This window comes from Desulfobacter sp. (genome assembly GCA_028768545.1).
Classification (GTDB): domain Bacteria; phylum Desulfobacterota; class Desulfobacteria; order Desulfobacterales; family Desulfobacteraceae; genus Desulfobacter.
Genome location: CP054838.1, coordinates 1,683,757 through 1,700,269, shown reverse-complemented (window position 1 = coordinate 1,700,269; position 16,513 = coordinate 1,683,757). Strand labels below are relative to the sequence as shown.

15 protein-coding genes are annotated in these 16,513 nt (G+C 45.6%); 9 read left to right on the top strand and 6 right to left on the bottom strand.

Annotated elements, in window-relative coordinates:
- The first annotated feature begins 41 nt into the window (after positions 1 to 41).
- Complete coding sequence (locus HUN05_08175; protein WDP85116.1) at positions 42 to 1,253, top strand: IS256 family transposase; 1,212 nt, start codon at positions 42 to 44, stop codon at positions 1,251 to 1,253.
- Between the two features lie 217 nt (positions 1,254 to 1,470).
- A complete protein-coding gene (locus tag HUN05_08170; GenBank protein WDP85115.1) occupies positions 1,471 to 2,112 on the top strand; it encodes a LysE family translocator in 642 nt (213 codons plus the stop codon).
- A 535-nt stretch (positions 2,113 to 2,647) separates the two neighbouring features.
- On the opposite strand, the gene HUN05_08165 is transcribed toward HUN05_08170, so the two are convergent.
- Positions 2,648 to 3,859, bottom strand: a complete 1,212-nt coding sequence (locus HUN05_08165) for an IS256 family transposase (protein WDP85114.1) — start codon at positions 3,857 to 3,859, stop codon at positions 2,648 to 2,650.
- A 35-nt stretch (positions 3,860 to 3,894) separates the two neighbouring features.
- A complete protein-coding gene (locus tag HUN05_08160) occupies positions 3,895 to 4,950 on the bottom strand; it encodes a YifB family Mg chelatase-like AAA ATPase (GenBank protein ID WDP85113.1) in 1,056 nt (351 codons plus the stop codon).
- 185 nt (positions 4,951 to 5,135) lie between these two features.
- On the opposite strand from HUN05_08160, the gene HUN05_08155 reads away from it, so the two are divergent.
- The 7 genes from HUN05_08155 to HUN05_08125 are packed head-to-tail and all read left to right on the top strand — an operon-like array spanning position 5,136 to position 12,252.
- Positions 5,136 to 6,005, top strand: a complete 870-nt coding sequence (locus tag HUN05_08155) for a UDP-3-O-acyl-N-acetylglucosamine deacetylase (GenBank protein WDP85112.1) — start codon at positions 5,136 to 5,138, stop codon at positions 6,003 to 6,005.
- A 15-nt stretch (positions 6,006 to 6,020) separates the two neighbouring features.
- Entirely contained in the window at positions 6,021 to 6,605 is a 585-nt protein-coding gene (locus HUN05_08150; protein WDP85111.1) for a DUF4390 domain-containing protein, read from the top strand.
- 50 nt (positions 6,606 to 6,655) lie between these two features.
- Positions 6,656 to 8,869 carry a PAS domain-containing protein gene (locus HUN05_08145; protein WDP85110.1) on the top strand — a complete coding sequence of 738 codons (2,214 nt, stop codon included), beginning with the start codon at positions 6,656 to 6,658 and terminating at the stop codon, positions 8,867 to 8,869.
- A 52-nt stretch (positions 8,870 to 8,921) separates the two neighbouring features.
- Positions 8,922 to 10,268: a sigma-54-dependent Fis family transcriptional regulator gene (locus tag HUN05_08140; protein ID WDP85109.1), complete on the top strand. Its 1,347-nt coding sequence runs from the start codon at positions 8,922 to 8,924 to the stop codon at positions 10,266 to 10,268.
- 6 nt (positions 10,269 to 10,274) lie between these two features.
- Positions 10,275 to 10,823: a 16S rRNA (guanine(966)-N(2))-methyltransferase RsmD gene (gene rsmD / locus HUN05_08135; protein ID WDP85108.1), complete on the top strand. Its 549-nt coding sequence runs from the start codon at positions 10,275 to 10,277 to the stop codon at positions 10,821 to 10,823.
- A 17-nt stretch (positions 10,824 to 10,840) separates the two neighbouring features.
- Positions 10,841 to 11,338: a pantetheine-phosphate adenylyltransferase gene (gene coaD, locus HUN05_08130; GenBank protein WDP85107.1), complete on the top strand. Its 498-nt coding sequence runs from the start codon at positions 10,841 to 10,843 to the stop codon at positions 11,336 to 11,338.
- Between the two features lie 17 nt (positions 11,339 to 11,355).
- Positions 11,356 to 12,252 carry a LysR family transcriptional regulator gene (locus tag HUN05_08125; protein WDP85106.1) on the top strand — a complete coding sequence of 299 codons (897 nt, stop codon included), beginning with the start codon at positions 11,356 to 11,358 and terminating at the stop codon, positions 12,250 to 12,252.
- A gap of 492 nt (positions 12,253 to 12,744) precedes the next feature.
- Here HUN05_08125 and HUN05_08120 read toward each other — a convergent pair whose 3' ends face one another.
- The 4 genes from HUN05_08120 to HUN05_08105 all read right to left on the bottom strand — a co-directional run bounded on the left by HUN05_08120 (position 12,745) and on the right by HUN05_08105 (position 16,450).
- On the bottom strand, positions 12,745 to 13,704 hold the full coding sequence (locus HUN05_08120) for a hypothetical protein (protein WDP85105.1): 960 nt from the start codon (positions 13,702 to 13,704) through the stop codon (positions 12,745 to 12,747).
- Positions 13,705 to 13,823: 119 nt separating this feature from the next.
- Positions 13,824 to 14,474, bottom strand: a complete 651-nt coding sequence (locus tag HUN05_08115; protein ID WDP85104.1) for a CDP-alcohol phosphatidyltransferase family protein — start codon at positions 14,472 to 14,474, stop codon at positions 13,824 to 13,826.
- A gap of 10 nt (positions 14,475 to 14,484) precedes the next feature.
- Positions 14,485 to 15,594 carry a histidinol-phosphate aminotransferase family protein gene (locus HUN05_08110; GenBank protein WDP85103.1) on the bottom strand — a complete coding sequence of 370 codons (1,110 nt, stop codon included), beginning with the start codon at positions 15,592 to 15,594 and terminating at the stop codon, positions 14,485 to 14,487.
- A complete protein-coding gene (locus tag HUN05_08105; protein ID WDP85102.1) occupies positions 15,581 to 16,450 on the bottom strand; it encodes a phosphocholine cytidylyltransferase family protein in 870 nt (289 codons plus the stop codon). Before HUN05_08105 ends, HUN05_08110 begins: the two co-directional genes overlap by 14 nt.
- Positions 16,451 to 16,513 lie beyond the last annotated feature (63 nt).

Here is a 16,513-nt window from a genome sequence, read left to right as displayed (position 1 = left end):
GAATGAAAGCTGATATACTCAGCTAAATAAGGAGAACTGACATGACCGAAGAAAACACCGAATTTGATTTTCAAAAAGCCCTTAAAGGCATCCAGGAAGGTAAACCCTTCACAGGTAAGGGCGGCGTCCTTACATCATTAATCAAAAATCTTGCTGAAGCTGCTCTTGAAGGAGAGTTGGAGTCCCATCTCGGGCAGGAAGTTTCTGCCAACCGCCGTAATGGAAAAAGCAAAAAGACCATTAAATCCCTGGATGATAAATTTGAGCTAAAAACCCCGCGTGACAGGGCCGGAACCTTCTCTCCACAGATCGTCAAAAAACATCAGACAACGCTCAGCGATGAAATTGAAAGAAAGATAATAGCCCTTTACGGCCTGGGCATGAGTTATAATGATATGGCTTCCCATTTACAGGAAATCTATGGACTTGAGATTTCAAATGCCACTCTGAGCACCATTACCGATAAAATCATCCATACCGTCAAAGAATGGCAGGCCAGGCCGTTGGAAAATGTGTACCCAATCGTATGGCTTGATGCCATACATTATAAAGTACGAGAAAACGGAAAGGTCGGCAGCAAGGCCGTTTACACAATTCTTGGGGTGAATATCGAGGGCCGCAAAGAGGTTCTTGGGCTGTACATATCCGAGAATGAGGGTGCGAACTTCTGGCTGCAGGTGTTAACAGACCTTTCAAACCGAGGGGTAAAAGATATCCTGATTGCCTGTGTTGATGGTCTAAAAGGTTTTCCCGAGGCCATTGAGACCATATTCCCGGACACAGAAGTTCAACTCTGCGTAGTCCACCAGATCCGAAATTCATTGAAATACGTTGGTTCCAAAAATAAAAAGGAATTTATGGCAGATCTAAAACGTGTTTATAAAGCGGTCAATAAGGATCTGGCCGAAGAAGAACTGGATATCTTGGAAAATAAATGGAATGACAAATACCCGATTGTGATAAAATCCTGGCGGAACAACTGGGAACGCCTCAGTCATTTCTTTAAATATCCAGAAGAGATTCGACGGATAATATACACCACAAATACCATTGAGGCTGTGCATCGACAGTTTCGAAAACTGACCAAAACAAAGGGATCATTCCCGAACCAGGACAGCCTGTTAAAGCTGCTTTACATGGGGATCCAGAACGCCAGTAAAAAATGGACAATGCCGATTCAAAATTGGTCACTGACAATTTCCCAGTTGGCAATTTTCTTTGAAGGCCGGCTGGATAAAGAGCTGGGAATTTGATAGGGATTTATTTACAGATGGAAAAGATGGTTCCAGGAACTCCACTCCAGCAAAAGTCAACTCCTCCGACGTGGCTGATTGAAGGCCCATTCTCGGACCTGACTTTTACTTCCGCTGGCGCTGAGGCAGATCCGAGAACCGAAACCGTGACACAAAATTCTGAACATTCCCAACAGCAATGATCCTGTTCTGAAAAATAAGGGGATTTAGGATAAATATGACCGAGTTTTATACAGCGACAATGATGCTATCGATTGCCTCATTTGGCTTAGCCATGACTATGACCCCTGGCCCAAACAATGCCATGCTATTGTCCTCAGGACTTACCTTTGGCTACAAACGGACGATACCTCATGCTTTAGGGATTACTTTTGGATTTCCTGTAATGGTTATCTGTGTTGGAATGGGTATCGGAAAGCTATTTGAAAGTTATCCAGTTATATATTCGGCTTTAAAAATCGTTGGAATATCATATTTAGTATGGATGGCTTGGCATATAGCCAATACAAAGGGTTCGCTTGACCCGGCGAATATCAAGGATCGACCATTCACTTTCCTACAAGCCGCATTATTTCAGTGGGTGAATCCAAAAGCATGGATAGCAGCGATAACATCAACATCTGCTTTTATTACAGACCATCAAATCGCAACTATTCAGGTTGTGGTTATTTCATGCATATATTTCTTGTGTGCAATTCTTTCAACCAATTCATGGGCATTGGGTGGCGTAGTGTTGAGGAAATTTATCCAAAATGAAAAGTTAGTGCAGACTTTTAATATCATAATGGCACTCTTAATCGTAGGATCAGTTATCCCTTTCGTATTTGGACACGGCTCAATGTCCAAATTTCAGGGGTAAAAATCAGGAATCTTGGAGATTGCCTGACCTCCCTTGCCAGATCAAGTAGGATTTTTTGCCCACAAATCACAAATGATCAATCGTCCAGTGAAAGAAAGACAGTGTGGTAGGGGTAATGGCAGCAAGATCGGCTACCATGATATTCAGGGGTGGTTGACTGTGATTTTCTGATCAGTTGACCACCATTTGAATCGAAGAGAAAGAGACATTTTGGGGAGGCCTTCTTCACAACTGAGCAGTGCCCATAACCATTCACATCATAACATATGATTACACATCGATTTGGTTTGCTTAAATAATTAATTATTTCTGACCACACCACGTCTAGGGAAACACCTTTACATCGATGAAATGGCTTATGATATTGGGAATGTTCAGAATTCTGTGTCACGGTTTCGGTTCCCGGATCTGCCTCAGCGCCAGCGGAAGTAAAAGTCAGGTCCGAGAATGGGCCTTCAATCAGCCACGTCGGAGGAGTTGACTTTTGCTGGAGTGGAGTTCCTGGAACCATCTTTTCCATCTGTAAATAAATCCATCAAATTCCCAGCTCTTTATCCAGCCGGCCTTCAAAGAAAATTGCCAACTGGGAAATTGTCAGTGACCAATTTTGAATCGGTATTGTCCATTTTTTACTGGCGTTCTGGATCCCCATGTAAAGCAGCTTTAACAGGCTGTCCTGGTTCGGGAATGATCCCTTTGTTTTGGTCAGTTTTCGAAACTGTCGATGCACAGCCTCAATGGTATTTGTGGTGTATATTATCCGTCGAATCTCTTCTGGATATTTAAAGAAATGACTGAGGCGTTCCCAGTTGTTCCGCCAGGATTTTATCACAATCGGGTATTTGTCATTCCATTTATTTTCCAAGATATCCAGTTCTTCTTCGGCCAGATCCTTATTGACCGCTTTATAAACACGTTTTAGATCTGCCATAAATTCCTTTTTATTTTTGGAACCAACGTATTTCAATGAATTTCGGATCTGGTGGACTACGCAGAGTTGAACTTCTGTGTCCGGGAATATGGTCTCAATGGCCTCGGGAAAACCTTTTAGACCATCAACACAGGCAATCAGGATATCTTTTACCCCTCGGTTTGAAAGGTCTGTTAACACCTGCAGCCAGAAGTTCGCACCCTCATTCTCGGATATGTACAGCCCAAGAACCTCTTTGCGGCCCTCGATATTCACCCCAAGAATTGTGTAAACGGCCTTGCTGCCGACCTTTCCGTTTTCTCGTACTTTATAATGTATGGCATCAAGCCATACGATTGGGTACACATTTTCCAACGGCCTGGCCTGCCATTCTTTGACGGTATGGATGATTTTATCGGTAATGGTGCTCAGAGTGGCATTTGAAATCTCAAGTCCATAGATTTCCTGTAAATGGGAAGCCATATCATTATAACTCATGCCCAGGCCGTAAAGGGCTATTATCTTTCTTTCAATTTCATCGCTGAGCGTTGTCTGATGTTTTTTGACGATCTGTGGAGAGAAGGTTCCGGCCCTGTCACGCGGGGTTTTTAGCTCAAATTTATCATCCAGGGATTTAATGGTCTTTTTGCTTTTTCCATTACGGCGGTTGGCAGAAACTTCCTGCCCGAGATGGGACTCCAACTCTCCTTCAAGAGCAGCTTCAGCAAGATTTTTGATTAATGATGTAAGGACGCCGCCCTTACCTGTGAAGGGTTTACCTTCCTGGATGCCTTTAAGGGCTTTTTGAAAATCAAATTCGGTGTTTTCTTCGGTCATGTCAGTTCTCCTTATTTAGCTGAGTATATCAGCTTTCATTCAACTGACACAGAATTTTGAACGCCCTCGGGATAGGTGGCACTGGTCCTGGCCCTGGCCAGGGTTATCCGGCCCTGCTCCAGGGGCTGGCGGAGCACCTCGAGCACGTGCCGTTTAAATTCAGGCAGTTCATCCAGAAACAACACCCCGTTGTGGGCAAGACTGATCTCACCGGGCATGGGGGAGGATCCCCCACCCACAAGGCCGGCATCTGAAATGGAATGATGAGGTGCCCTGAAGGGCCGGGCGCCCATGGGCTGCCCAGGCGCTTTGTTTTTTCCCATGATGGAATAAATCCGGGCAATTTCCATGGCCTCGTCAAAGTCAGGCTCAGGAAGAATAGAGGCAAGCCCTTTGGCCATCATGCTCTTGCCGCTGCCCGGCGGACCGCTCATCAGTATATGATGGCTGCCGGCAGCCGCCACTTCCAAGGCGCGTTTCACATGGTCCTGACCCCGGACTCGGGAAAAATCCACCTCGAAATCATCTGGGCGGCTTGAAATAAATGTCTCAAGATCAGGCGCCATCACAGGAATTTTGGATTTCTGGGATAAAAAATCAACCACCTGGGAAAGATGGGAGACACCAAGGACCTCAATATCTTTGACCAGAGAGACTTCAGCCCCATTTTCCCTGGGCAGGATAATCCCCTTGTACCCATTGTCCCTGGCGGCCAGAGCAAAGGGAAGGGCTGCTGTCACCGGCTTCACCCTGCCGTCCAAGGAAAGTTCGCCTGCCACCAACCAGCCAAGACTCTCCTCGCCTGAAAACAGGCCTGACGCACCGAGGATGCCCAGGGCCACGGGAAGATCCAGGCCGGTTCCCTCTTTTTTGATATCCGCAGGGGCCAGGTTCACCACGACCCGATCCATGGGAAAGGTGTATCCGGCATTCTGGATGGCGGATCTTACCCGTTCTTTACTCTCCCGGACCGACGCCTCTGCAAGCCCCACCATGTTGAAAACCAGAAGCCCCAGGGAAATATCCACCTCCACATCCACCACAATGGCGTCAATGCCCTGAACTGCACAAGAATGCATTTTTGCAATCATGTTTCACCTAACCCAATAAACGGGTTTATGCCTTACCAGAAAGAAATTTTTAGAGAATAAAATTCCTCTTATTTAACAAAAATCAATTCCAAACCAAAGAATTTTCTCAATTGTTTTGCTTTGTATATTAAAATCAGATATATATAGCACAATTTTTGAACAAATATCTGTGAAACAAATCAAATATGACTAATTTTCATAACCAACGCACCATAGCAAGGAATGTAGCCCTGTCCGGCACAGGGGTCCACTCCGGAAAAAAAACCAACCTGACCATCCGGCCGGCCCAGGAAAACCACGGCATAAAATTCAGGCGGGTGGACCTGCCCGGAACCCAGGATATCCCGGCCCTGTTTAAACTGGTGGTCGATACCAGTCTGGCAACTGTTTTAGGAACCAACGGGGCCATTGTATCCACCATTGAACACCTTATGGCCAGTTTTGCAGGCCTGGGCATAGACAATGCTCTGGTTGAGGTGGATGACTATGAAATGCCCATCATGGACGGGTCTGCCAAAGAATTCACCCGGGCCCTGTCCGCTGCAGGCGTCGTGGAGCAGAACCTGCCCAAACATTTTATCATTGTAAAAGCACCCATTCAAGTCACAGAGGGAGACAAATTTGTCCGGGTGCTGCCCGAGCCCTGTTTTAAAATTTCCTGTTCCATTGATTTTGATCATCCCCTTATCGGAAAACAGAGGCTGACCTATGACCGGTCCAAGAATAATTTTGAAAAAGAAATCAGCCACGCCAGGACCTTTGGGTTTATAAAAGACCTTGAGCTCTTAAAAAAATTCAGCCTGGGCAAGGGCGGAAGCCTTGACAATGCCATTGTGATCGATAATGATAAAATCTTAAACAAGGGCGGGTTAAACTATGAAGATGAGTTTGTCCGGCACAAACTTTTGGACAGTCTTGGGGATTTTTCCCTGCTGGGCATGCCCATTCAGGGTCATATCATCACCCACAAGTCCGGACACACCCTGAACCATTTGTTCATCAAAAAGTTTCTGGATAAAAAAGAGGCCTGGGAAACCGGACCGGCAAAACGCTAAGCTGATACAGTGACAATGAAACCAAAGGGTGCTTTAAAAAAATACTATATTCTGCTGTTTTCCGTAATCTGCTTTAATCTGCTGGTGCCGGGAAATATTTTTGCAGATATAAACGCCGTGCTGTCCGGGATCAAACTGGCCAACACCCGGGATGATCTGATCGCCTATTTTAAGGTAAAAAATGCCTTTAAAACAAAAACCATCCAGGCGGTTCAAAACGGAATTCCCACCACCTTTACTTTTTATCTGACCTTGTATAAAACCGCAGGCAACCTGTTTGATAAAAAAATTGCAGATCTAAAAATCAAATCCACCATAAAATACAACTCCCTGAAAGAAGAATACACGGTCTTTCGCCCCTGGAAAGAAGAGACCCCTTTGATGACCAAATCCTTTGACGAGGCAAAGGCCTGGATGACTGAAGTGGACAATCTCAAGGTCATCCCATTAGGCCAGCTGGTCAAGGCAGATAAATATCAAATCCGAATCAAGGCGGAACTGGAAAAGGTCACCCTGCCCCTCTCCCTTCACTATGTCTTCTTTTTTGTCTCTTTCTGGGATTTTGAAACAGACTGGTATGTAATTAATTTTACCTATTAACCCGGCATTTTTTTTATAAACATGCTGCCCACAACCCAGGCCTACCACCCATGAGAGATGAAGCCCCAGACATAGGACAAGAAAAGTCCAAACGTAAAAAGGAAGGAATTCTCATCCTGATCATCCTTTTGGTTGTCAGCGGCCTGACCATTGTGGAAACGCGGATCACCCCTTTTGGAACGGATTTCCCTCTCTCGTCCACTGTTCTCATGTTTATTTTGATCAATATCAACCTGCTTTTATTGCTCAGTCTTTTGCTTCTGGTATTCCGCAACCTTGCCAAGCTCTACTATGAGAAGAAAAACAATATCCTGGGCTCAAAGATAAAGACCCGCCTGACCATTGCCTTTATTGTCCTGGCCCTGTTACCCACCACAGTGCTTTTTTTCTTCTCCATTCAGTTTATTTCCACCTCCATCGCCTTCTGGTTCAATGCACCCGTGGAAAAGACCCTGGACTCATCACTTGCCGTGGGCCAGAAGCTCTATGAATACATTGAAGACAAAAATGCGTTTTTTGCCAAGCGGGCAGCCTTTCAGATTGATTCCCGGGATCTGCTCCGCCCGGAAAACCAGGAAAAACTGACCCGGTATACCCAGGTGATCCAAAGGGCGTTTAACCGGCACGGGGTAGAAGTATATACCCCGGACGCAAAACGGGTGAGTCTCTCTTTGGCCAATGAGCTAGAAACCATGTATTTTGGTCTTTTAACCACCACCGACTTAACCCGTATAGCCCCGGGGCAAACCAGCCATACCGTGTTCCAGGCCATTGAAGAAGGGGAATTTTTAAGAACGGTTTCAGCGGTTCCATTTGGGACAATTCCTGCCAAGGCAAAGGGGTTTATCGTGATCACCACCCTGGTCTCCCCGGATTTGTCAAAAAATCTAAAATCCATTCTCAAAGGGGTGGAAGAATACCAGCAGCTTAAACTGACCAAAAAACCGGCCCAGATTTCATACTATATTGCCCTGTCCATTGTGGCGCTGCTGGTAATATTCTGCGCCATATGGTTTGGATTTCAAATCGCCAAATCCATTACCATCCCCATCATGAAGTTTGCAGAAGGCACCCAGAGAATCATTGAAGGGGACCTTGACTACCAGATTGACTTTAAAACCGACGATGAAATCGGCACCCTGATCAAGAGTTTCAACTCCATGACCCGACAGCTGGCAACCGGAAGAGAGCAGATTGCCCTGTCCGAAAAAATGCTCAAGCAACAGAATGCAGAGCTTGAAAAAAGCCGGCAATACATTGAAATTGTGCTGAAAAACATCTCTGCAGGCGTCATCTCCATAGACAAGGTAGGCATCATCACCACCATCAACAAGGCGGCAGAATCCATGCTTGCGGTCAACAGCCTGGACATTTTGGGCAAAAGTTTTCGGCAAATTTTAAAAGGTGAATACCTGCCCATGGCTGAAAAAATCTATGCCCAGGCAGCCCAGGGGGCCCAGCATATTGAAGTACCGATCTCAGCCTCGGTGGCAGGCACGCCCAAACATTTTTCCCTTCATTACTCCACCCTGAAAGATGATGTCGGCCACAATCTCGGGGCGGTATTGGTCTTTGATGATGTCACGGAACTGGAAAAGGCCCAGCGCATGGTGGCATGGCGGGAGGTGGCCCGGCGCATCGCCCATGAGGTAAAAAATCCTTTAACTCCCATTAAGCTTTCTGCCCAGCGTCTTAAACGCAAATACGGAAAAGAGATCAACGATACCATTTTTACCGGCTGTGCCGACACCATTGTCGAGCATGTGGATTTGATCCGGAACCTGGTCAATCAATTTTCCACCTTTGCCAAGTTCCCGGACACCAATATGGCCGCAGCCCGCATTGACAACATCATCATGGAAACCATTGCCCTGTACAGAGAAGGATTGGAGCAAGTGGACATCCAGACCAATTTCGGGGATAATATCCCGACGTTGAAACTGGACCACCAGCATATGAAACAGGCCTTTATCAACCTTGTTGACAATGCGGTCTATGCCATGAACAAAAACGGCACCATTGTTATTGATTTGTCCTATGAGCCAATTTTAAAAATTGTCCGTGTTGAAATTGCCGATTCAGGAAAAGGCATTTCAGACAAGGAAAAAACAAAACTATTTGAACCTTATTTTTCAACTAAAAAATCAGGTATGGGATTAGGCCTGGCCATTGTAAACTCTATTGTGTCCGACCATAACGGGGTCATCCGGGTTCAGGACAACCAGCCCAAAGGCGCTAAATTCATTATTGAACTGCCGGCCTGACCCGACCCACGGGCCCAAACAAAAAACAAACATGCATTGAAAGGATATCATTATGTACCCGGCTGTTTTAATTGTTGATGATGAAACCACCATCATTGACTCTTTAGAGGGAATTTTATCAGATGACGGATTTGAGGTCATCCATGCCTATAACGGGTATGAGGCCTTGAAAAAAATTGAAACCCATTCCCCGGATATCGTTCTCTTAGACATCTGGATGCCGGGAATGGACGGCATTGATACCTTAAAGGAAATCAAAAAAACAAGTCCCAACCTGCCCGTGGTAATGATCACGGGACATGGGTCCATTGAATCTGCCGTGGATGCCACCAAGTCAGGTGCATTTGATTTCCTTGAAAAGCCCTTGTCCATTGACAAGGTCATGGTTACCATCAACAATGCCTTGAATTTCAGAAAACTTGAAGAAGAAAACATTTACCTGAGAAAAAAGACCATTGAAAAAAACTCCATCACAGGTTCCAGCCCGGCAGTTCAAAAATTGTACGGGGAAATCATGGCAGCCGCCCCCTCTGATGCATCCATACTGATTTCAGGGGAAAACGGAACCGGCAAAGAGATGGTGGCACGGACCATCCACCAGTTTTCCGCCCGACCCGAAGGCCCCTTTATCATCATCAATTGTGCTGCCATCCCCGAAGAACACCTGGATTCAGAACTTTTCGGCCATGAAAAAGGTGCCTTTGACGGGGCCACATCCAAAAACAAGGGCAAATTTGAGCTGGCCTCAGGCGGCACCCTGTTTCTAGATGAAATCGGGGACATGAATATCAATACCCAGGCCAAAATATTAAGGGCCATAGAATCCAAAACCTTCCAGCGCATCGGGTCCAGTCGAACCCTTCAAATGGATGTTAGGCTCATCACCTCTTCCAACAAAGACCTGGAAGCTGAAATCAAAGATAAAAATTTCCGTGAAGATCTTTTTTTCCGTCTCAATGTCATCCCCATCCATGTACCGCCCCTGCGAGAACGCAAGGCAGATATTCCCATGCTGGTGGATATTTTTCTGGACAAGTTGTCTGCCCAGTCCTCATCTGTGAAAAAAACGTTGTCCAAAGATGCTCTATACCTTTTAGGCCAATGCAATTGGCAGGGTAATGTCAGGGAGCTTAAAAATTTAGTGGAGCGGCTCTTTATCATGGTCAAGGGTGAAATAATTGAAAAAGAAGATCTGCCCCAGCCCTACAACCCGGATTTCATCCAGGAAACCCCCAAAGAGAGACGGTGGCTGTTCACCATGGACAACCTGGAAGAGGCAAGAATCGCCTTTGAGCAGGAATTTTTGCGCAAAAAGGTTGAACAGGAAAACGGGGATCTTAAATCTGTTGCCCAGAAAATCAACACCACCATCAAATACATTAAAAAAAGAATCACCTGATCGGCCATGAGAATCATCAGCGGACAAAACCGGGGAAAAAAGCTGATCCAAATCCAGGGCCGGGACATCAGGCCGACTTCGGACCGGGTCAGGGAAGCCTTGTTTAACATCATCGGTCCCGCCATCCGGGGACAGCGGATGCTGGATTTTTTTGCCGGCACAGGCGCATTCGGCCTGGAGGCTTTGAGCAGGGGGGCAGAATCTGCCGTGTTTGTTGATGCAGCGCCCGCCTCCTGCGAGGTCATACAAAAAAACATAGCGCTTTGCAACATGGCATCGTCTGCCACCCTGGTCTGCCATGACCTTGTCAAAAGCCCCCTGCCAGACCTGGCAGAAACCTTTGACTTAATTTTCATGGACCCGCCCTACAACAAAGGATATGGGGAAAAAGTCCTTGGGAAAGAGGGGTTTATAAAACTGCTTGCGCCCGACGGGCTGATCATTGTGGAGCAGTCGTTTAAGGAAAGACTGGCCAATCCATTGAACAGCCTTGACATTTACCGTCAAAAAAAATACTCAAAGACATTTGTTTCCTTTTTGCGAGAAACTGCCTAATGATATAAGGATTGAGTATGATAGACAAAAAAATTGCCATCTACCCCGGTTCCTTTGACCCCCTGACAAACGGTCACCTTGATGTCATCAAACGCGCCCAGGATATATTTGACCTTGTGATTGTGGCAGTGCTTCATAATCCATCCAAAAAGGCCTTGTTTTCCCCGGAAGAGCGGGTAACCATGATCCAGAAAAGCCTTAACGGAAATAAACAGATTGAGGTGGATACCTTTGACGGCCTTTTGGTGGAATATGCCCGGATGAAAAAAGCCGTGGCAATCATCCGGGGCATGAGGGCCATTTCCGATTTTGAAAACGAATTCCAGATGGCATTGATGAACAGAAAGCTGAACAAAGATGTTCAGTCCGTCTTTCTCATGACCGGTCTGCGCTGGATATTTACCTCTTCTTCCATTATCAAGGAAGCAGCAAGATTCGGAGGAGACATCTCTGACATGGTGCCCGAACCGGTTAAACTTAAACTCATGGAAAAATTTCCAAAACTTAACCCTTAACCCCTGTTAGGAGCCCCATGGATCTTTGGCAGCTTCACATATTTGTTTCTGTGGTTGAAAAAAAGAGCTTTTCAAAGGCCTCTGAAGTCATCAATCTGTCCCAGCCCACCGTATCCACCCATATCAAAGAGCTGGAAGAACATTTCCAGTGCCGGCTTTTAGACCGGCTGGGCAAAATCACAGAACCCACCCGGGCAGGCCTCATCCTCTATGATTATGCCAAAAAACTGCTGGCCCTGAGAGAGGAGACCCAGACGGCCATGCTGGATTTTTTAGGCCATACCAAAGGCAGACTCATCATGGGCGGCTCCAGCATACCGGCCGGGTATCTTTTCCCCAGGATTCTGGGCGATTTTAAACAGGCCTATCCGGATGTGACCATATCCCTTCTGCCCGGAGACACCAGCCAAATCATCCGGGCAGTCAAGCAAGGAGAGCTGGAACTCGGGGTGGTCGGGGCCAAAACAGATGATCCCGTCATTGAACAGGAAAAACTGGTTCAAGATGAGATGAAACTCATTGTTCCGGCCGGCCATGAATGGGCCGGCCGAAAAAGTATTCCCTGCGATCTTCTTTTCTCCCAGCCCTTTATTGCAAGGGAAGGGGGATCGGGTACCTGGAAATCCATCCTTAAAAGTATGGACAATGCAGGCTTTAACTCGGGGAATCTTGTGCCCAACGTCACCATGGGCAACTCCATTTCCGTGATCCAGGGAATTATCAACCGTGTGGGCATCTCCATTCTCTCCACCATTGCCGTGGCGGAAGAACTTCGCACCAAGCGTCTTTTTGCCCTGAAAGTGGAAGGGCTGGACCTGACCCGTTATTTTTATCTGACCCTGTCCAAAAAACGGAGCCGCTCTCCCATCTGCAAAAAATTTATCGACTTTACCCGGAAAACCATTGGATCTTAATTCTGCCAAGCCGGTCCTACCCCAATAAAAAAACAGAACAGATTCGGCTCGCAACCACCCAAAGGGATCCCATGCAAAAGTCATGACTGTCTATCCACAGGTTATCGCTTTGGCCTGAAAAAATAGTGTTGCACATATCAGAATAATTTTGCCCTTCTAAACATAACATGCAAGCGCTTAAATTATAATCCGGATTTTTCAGGCCCCCCTGAAAAATGTACATTTCCTATTTTTCAAAAAGGTCTTTTTCATCTGAATCAATCATTTTTTGGCAATTTGGGCATTCCATTTTCAGGGTTCTGACATTTCCTTTCATCAATGACATTTGACAATGGGGGCAAAAATATAATTTTAATTCCAAATGCCTCTGTTTTGGTTCTATTTTTTTGGGTTTCAAATCAATATGTCCTTTTCTGTCGTCAATTTATCACGATCAATCTTGACTGGGAGATCCTAATTTTCCAGTTAAACCTTGAATATTTATTTCAAACCTCATTTTCTTATTCCCAATTCCTTTAATTCTTTTTCCAGATGATGCAGTTGTTCAATATCCGTTGCAAGGATGATCATCCCCACATAAGTGGAACCATTGAACCGTGCATTATTTTCGACAGGATAGGTGCCGTTCTTTGTTATAATATAATCAATGCCGACGACGCCTGTGTATCCCGAGCGGGCCATATGAGTTACAATTTTCATGGACGCTTGCAAAATAGAATCACGAACAGCAGGGGAATAGGGTTCTCCTTTGAGCGTACCAATATATACCATACCCCTCTCGCAGATCTGTTCCCGAATACCCATGTGGTGAACATTTCCGCTCCTGTCTATGATCCATTGATCGTTGGGAGAAGAAATTACATTCAAAAAAGGCTCTATAATAAATTTTTTTTCCCCGGTGTCGGCTATCTGCCGGTATAATTCAGGAAGATCATTACCCGAAGTTTTGTATAAAGACATACCGGCTTCCCCCACAATTACCCTATGGGTTGTTGACAGATGACGGTGAACGATTTTTTCAAACTGAAAATAATTTTCGTTTCTTTCCGGAACGACCTCAAAGGAGTTGCCCTCTATGGTTGAAATCCCCAATTGTCGGCAGATGCGTTTAAAGCACACTTTATCATTGTAGGTTCGGGTCAAAGATTTTGGAGAACCGAAAAGCTTTGCCCCAAGTATGTCTGCTGCGGCTTTTTCCATTTGTCCGGAGAACCAAGGCACATAAACAGGGTCTTTTCCGAGGGTTGAAATCACCTCCAATATGGGATCTGGATTTTTAACGATCATTTCGGAAAGGGTCATTTCATCTGACTGAACACCGTACTCAACGAGCCTATCTGTTCCAAGGCCATTGGCCTGCAGCCAATCTCGATAATCCCTGTCAAATTCTGTGCGTAAAACAACCAGATCCCCCTGCCCTGCAACGGCAAGGGCCCGGTTGCATCTTGACAAAATCGACCCGTCCCGTTTGGAAAATTGTGAAAAATTATCCACCCCGAAAATCAGCAGTTCATTGTCAGACTGTTAAATGGACGAACGGAAGGAAGTGCCGGTATTCAGGGGCGGCTTCGTCAGGACCGAGTCCATATGATCCCCCCGTAAATAAGTGTTAATCCAACAGTATATGCCATGAGAACATAAAACCATTTTCCTGCGAATTTGGGTGTGCGGATCGACGCCAGGTTCAAGGCGGCCATGACCAGGAATAAGGCATAAATGATGCCTGAAAAAACCCCGGGGTCGAAGATGCCTTCAAACAGAAAAACAAAGGCAAAAATAATGACATTATTATCAAGGGCAAGCCCCAGGTATGTTGCCCCGTCGACAAGACCGAACACATTGAAATAGCTCAACCGAATAGCCGCAGCCCCAACGATGACAAAGGCACCCGGAAGAAACCATGGGCTGAAATTTCCATAACTCAAAAGAAAAACAGCCGGACAGATACCAAAGCTGACCATATCAATCAAAGAATCCAACTGCCCTCCGAATTCCTTTTGTTTATCAGTCCGATTCTTCATGTTCCGGGCAATGATTCCGTCTGCCCAGTCAAATAAAACCGCCCATATCATACCGATGATTGCGGCTTGAAAGTTCTGTAAAATTGTATAATAAACGCCCATAAGTGCACATAAGAGTCCTGTCAGAGAACAGATATTGGGAAGATCTTTGGCAAAAAAAAGCATTCCAGCCTGGTGTCTGTGTTTTTTATATATATTCATTATGGGCTCTTTATAATTCTTTATAACCAAGGATGGAAACCAGAGCATCCACTAGGTTGGAATTTTCTTTGTTTGTCCGGGCGGCAATGCGGATAAACCGGTCCGCTTGCTGCATGGTCTTCCCGGAACAATGCTTAATGTACATGTTATGATCAATGAATAACCTTTGGGTGACCTCGGGACCGGCAGGGCCGCCATCGGGCAGGCGGCAAAAAATAAAATTGGCATCCGGGGGGTAAATGGTTCCTCCCGGCAGCCGTCTCAGATCTTCATAAAGCTTTGACCGGTCTTGTTTAACCCGTTCACAGCTTTTGATAAAATCTTCCCTGAAATCCGGCAAAATTCTTAGGAATTCTTCGGCAAACCCGTTGATGTTCCAGATGTGGACACCCTGGCGGACGGCTCGGGCAAATTTTAGGTCAGCCGTTAAAAGGTATCCGATGCGAAGACCGCAGATTCCGTATGCTTTACTCATGCTTTTAAAAACAGCGATATTGGAATACCGTTTAATTTCAGGCTCCATGGTTAACAGATCTGTATCCGGTACAAAATCAATAAAGGATTCATCTATAATTAACCGGCAATTATGCCGGCCTAATTTTTTGGCCAGGAATATCAGATCCAACTTTGGTACAGCCATTGAAGTGGGGTTGTTCGGTGAGACCACCACTGCAATATCCGCTTTTTCCAGAATGGCATGGTCTGCAAATTTTTCCACATCCAGTTGAAAGGAAGGAAATTCAAGGGGGAATTGGATGACACATCCCTTGGGTGCGGCATTGGCATATTCATTAAAGGAAGGTACGGGAACAATGAGTTTTCGGGCAAGTTGCCCGGAAACAATTTTGATGAGCTCTGCGGCACCATTGCCCACAACGATATGCTCAGGCTTTTGATTAATAATTCTTCCCACAAGTGAGGCAAGGACATCCTGGGCAACGGGATAATTCAACACAAGATCATGGATATTATGTTTAAAGCAATTAAATACCTCTTCCGGTGGAAAATAAAGATTATACAGGTATGCATGATCTATGAAATCGTGCCGGTAATATCCGCCATGCTGTCTTGAAATATACTCATATTTTTCAGCTTGATTATGATATTCACGCAATGACATTATTCTGTCCTTTCAACACCCAATCAGAGTCAGACAAAGGGCCAAACGAATGCTCAGAACGGTTTTGATTAAGGTCATACGAGGGACGTTTTGCAATGAATTTTGAAGGGAACAATTGTTCGGCCGATGCAAGATCTTCTAAGGTGTCTATTTCATACCAGGGCTTGCCGTCAAAGGATACGGCTTTGAGGGACAATCTTTTTTGAGCCACCATTTCACGAAATATAACCTCATAATAGTCATTGACTCTCCCGGCGTGAATATACTCATTTAAGAGATCAACAACCTGGTACCATGAAGAAAGGGAAAAGCTGTAAATGTTGACGGTTTTATACTTTGTCCGGGTTGGCGACCGTGAGGTATCACGATGAAAGGCGTCAACACGATGGGATTGATTTATCGTGACAGTGGAGCCGTTCAACCAGGGTTTTATCCCTGCAACGGCTATCCTGTCGGGATAAAGCATCTCTGTCAACAAAGAGGGGTCAAAAACAAGATCGCTTTCAATCAGCAGAAACGGCTCGCTTATAAAGTTTCTGGCCATCCACAAGGAGTAAATATTATTGGTGGTTTTATACCGGGGGCTGAAAACATATTCAATGACAAGGTTGCCTGCCCTGTCCTCCAAAAAATTGCGGATGCAGTCTTCCAGGTGTCCTGTTACCACAACAAGGCGTTTGAAACCATGATGATTCAGGCTGGCTATCAATCGGTCCAATATGCAGGTTTCGTTTACCATTGTAAGGCATTTAGGCGCCTTTTGCGTCAGAGGGAGCAGACGTGATCCCGTGCCGGCCGCAAGCAGCAGGGCTGTTGTAATACGGTTATTGTGATAATACGATTTAGTTTTTATCATAGATCTCCTTTTGATTAGAAATTTGAGGGGCCGTTATCATTGTGAGCCAACGGCAGCCGGCAA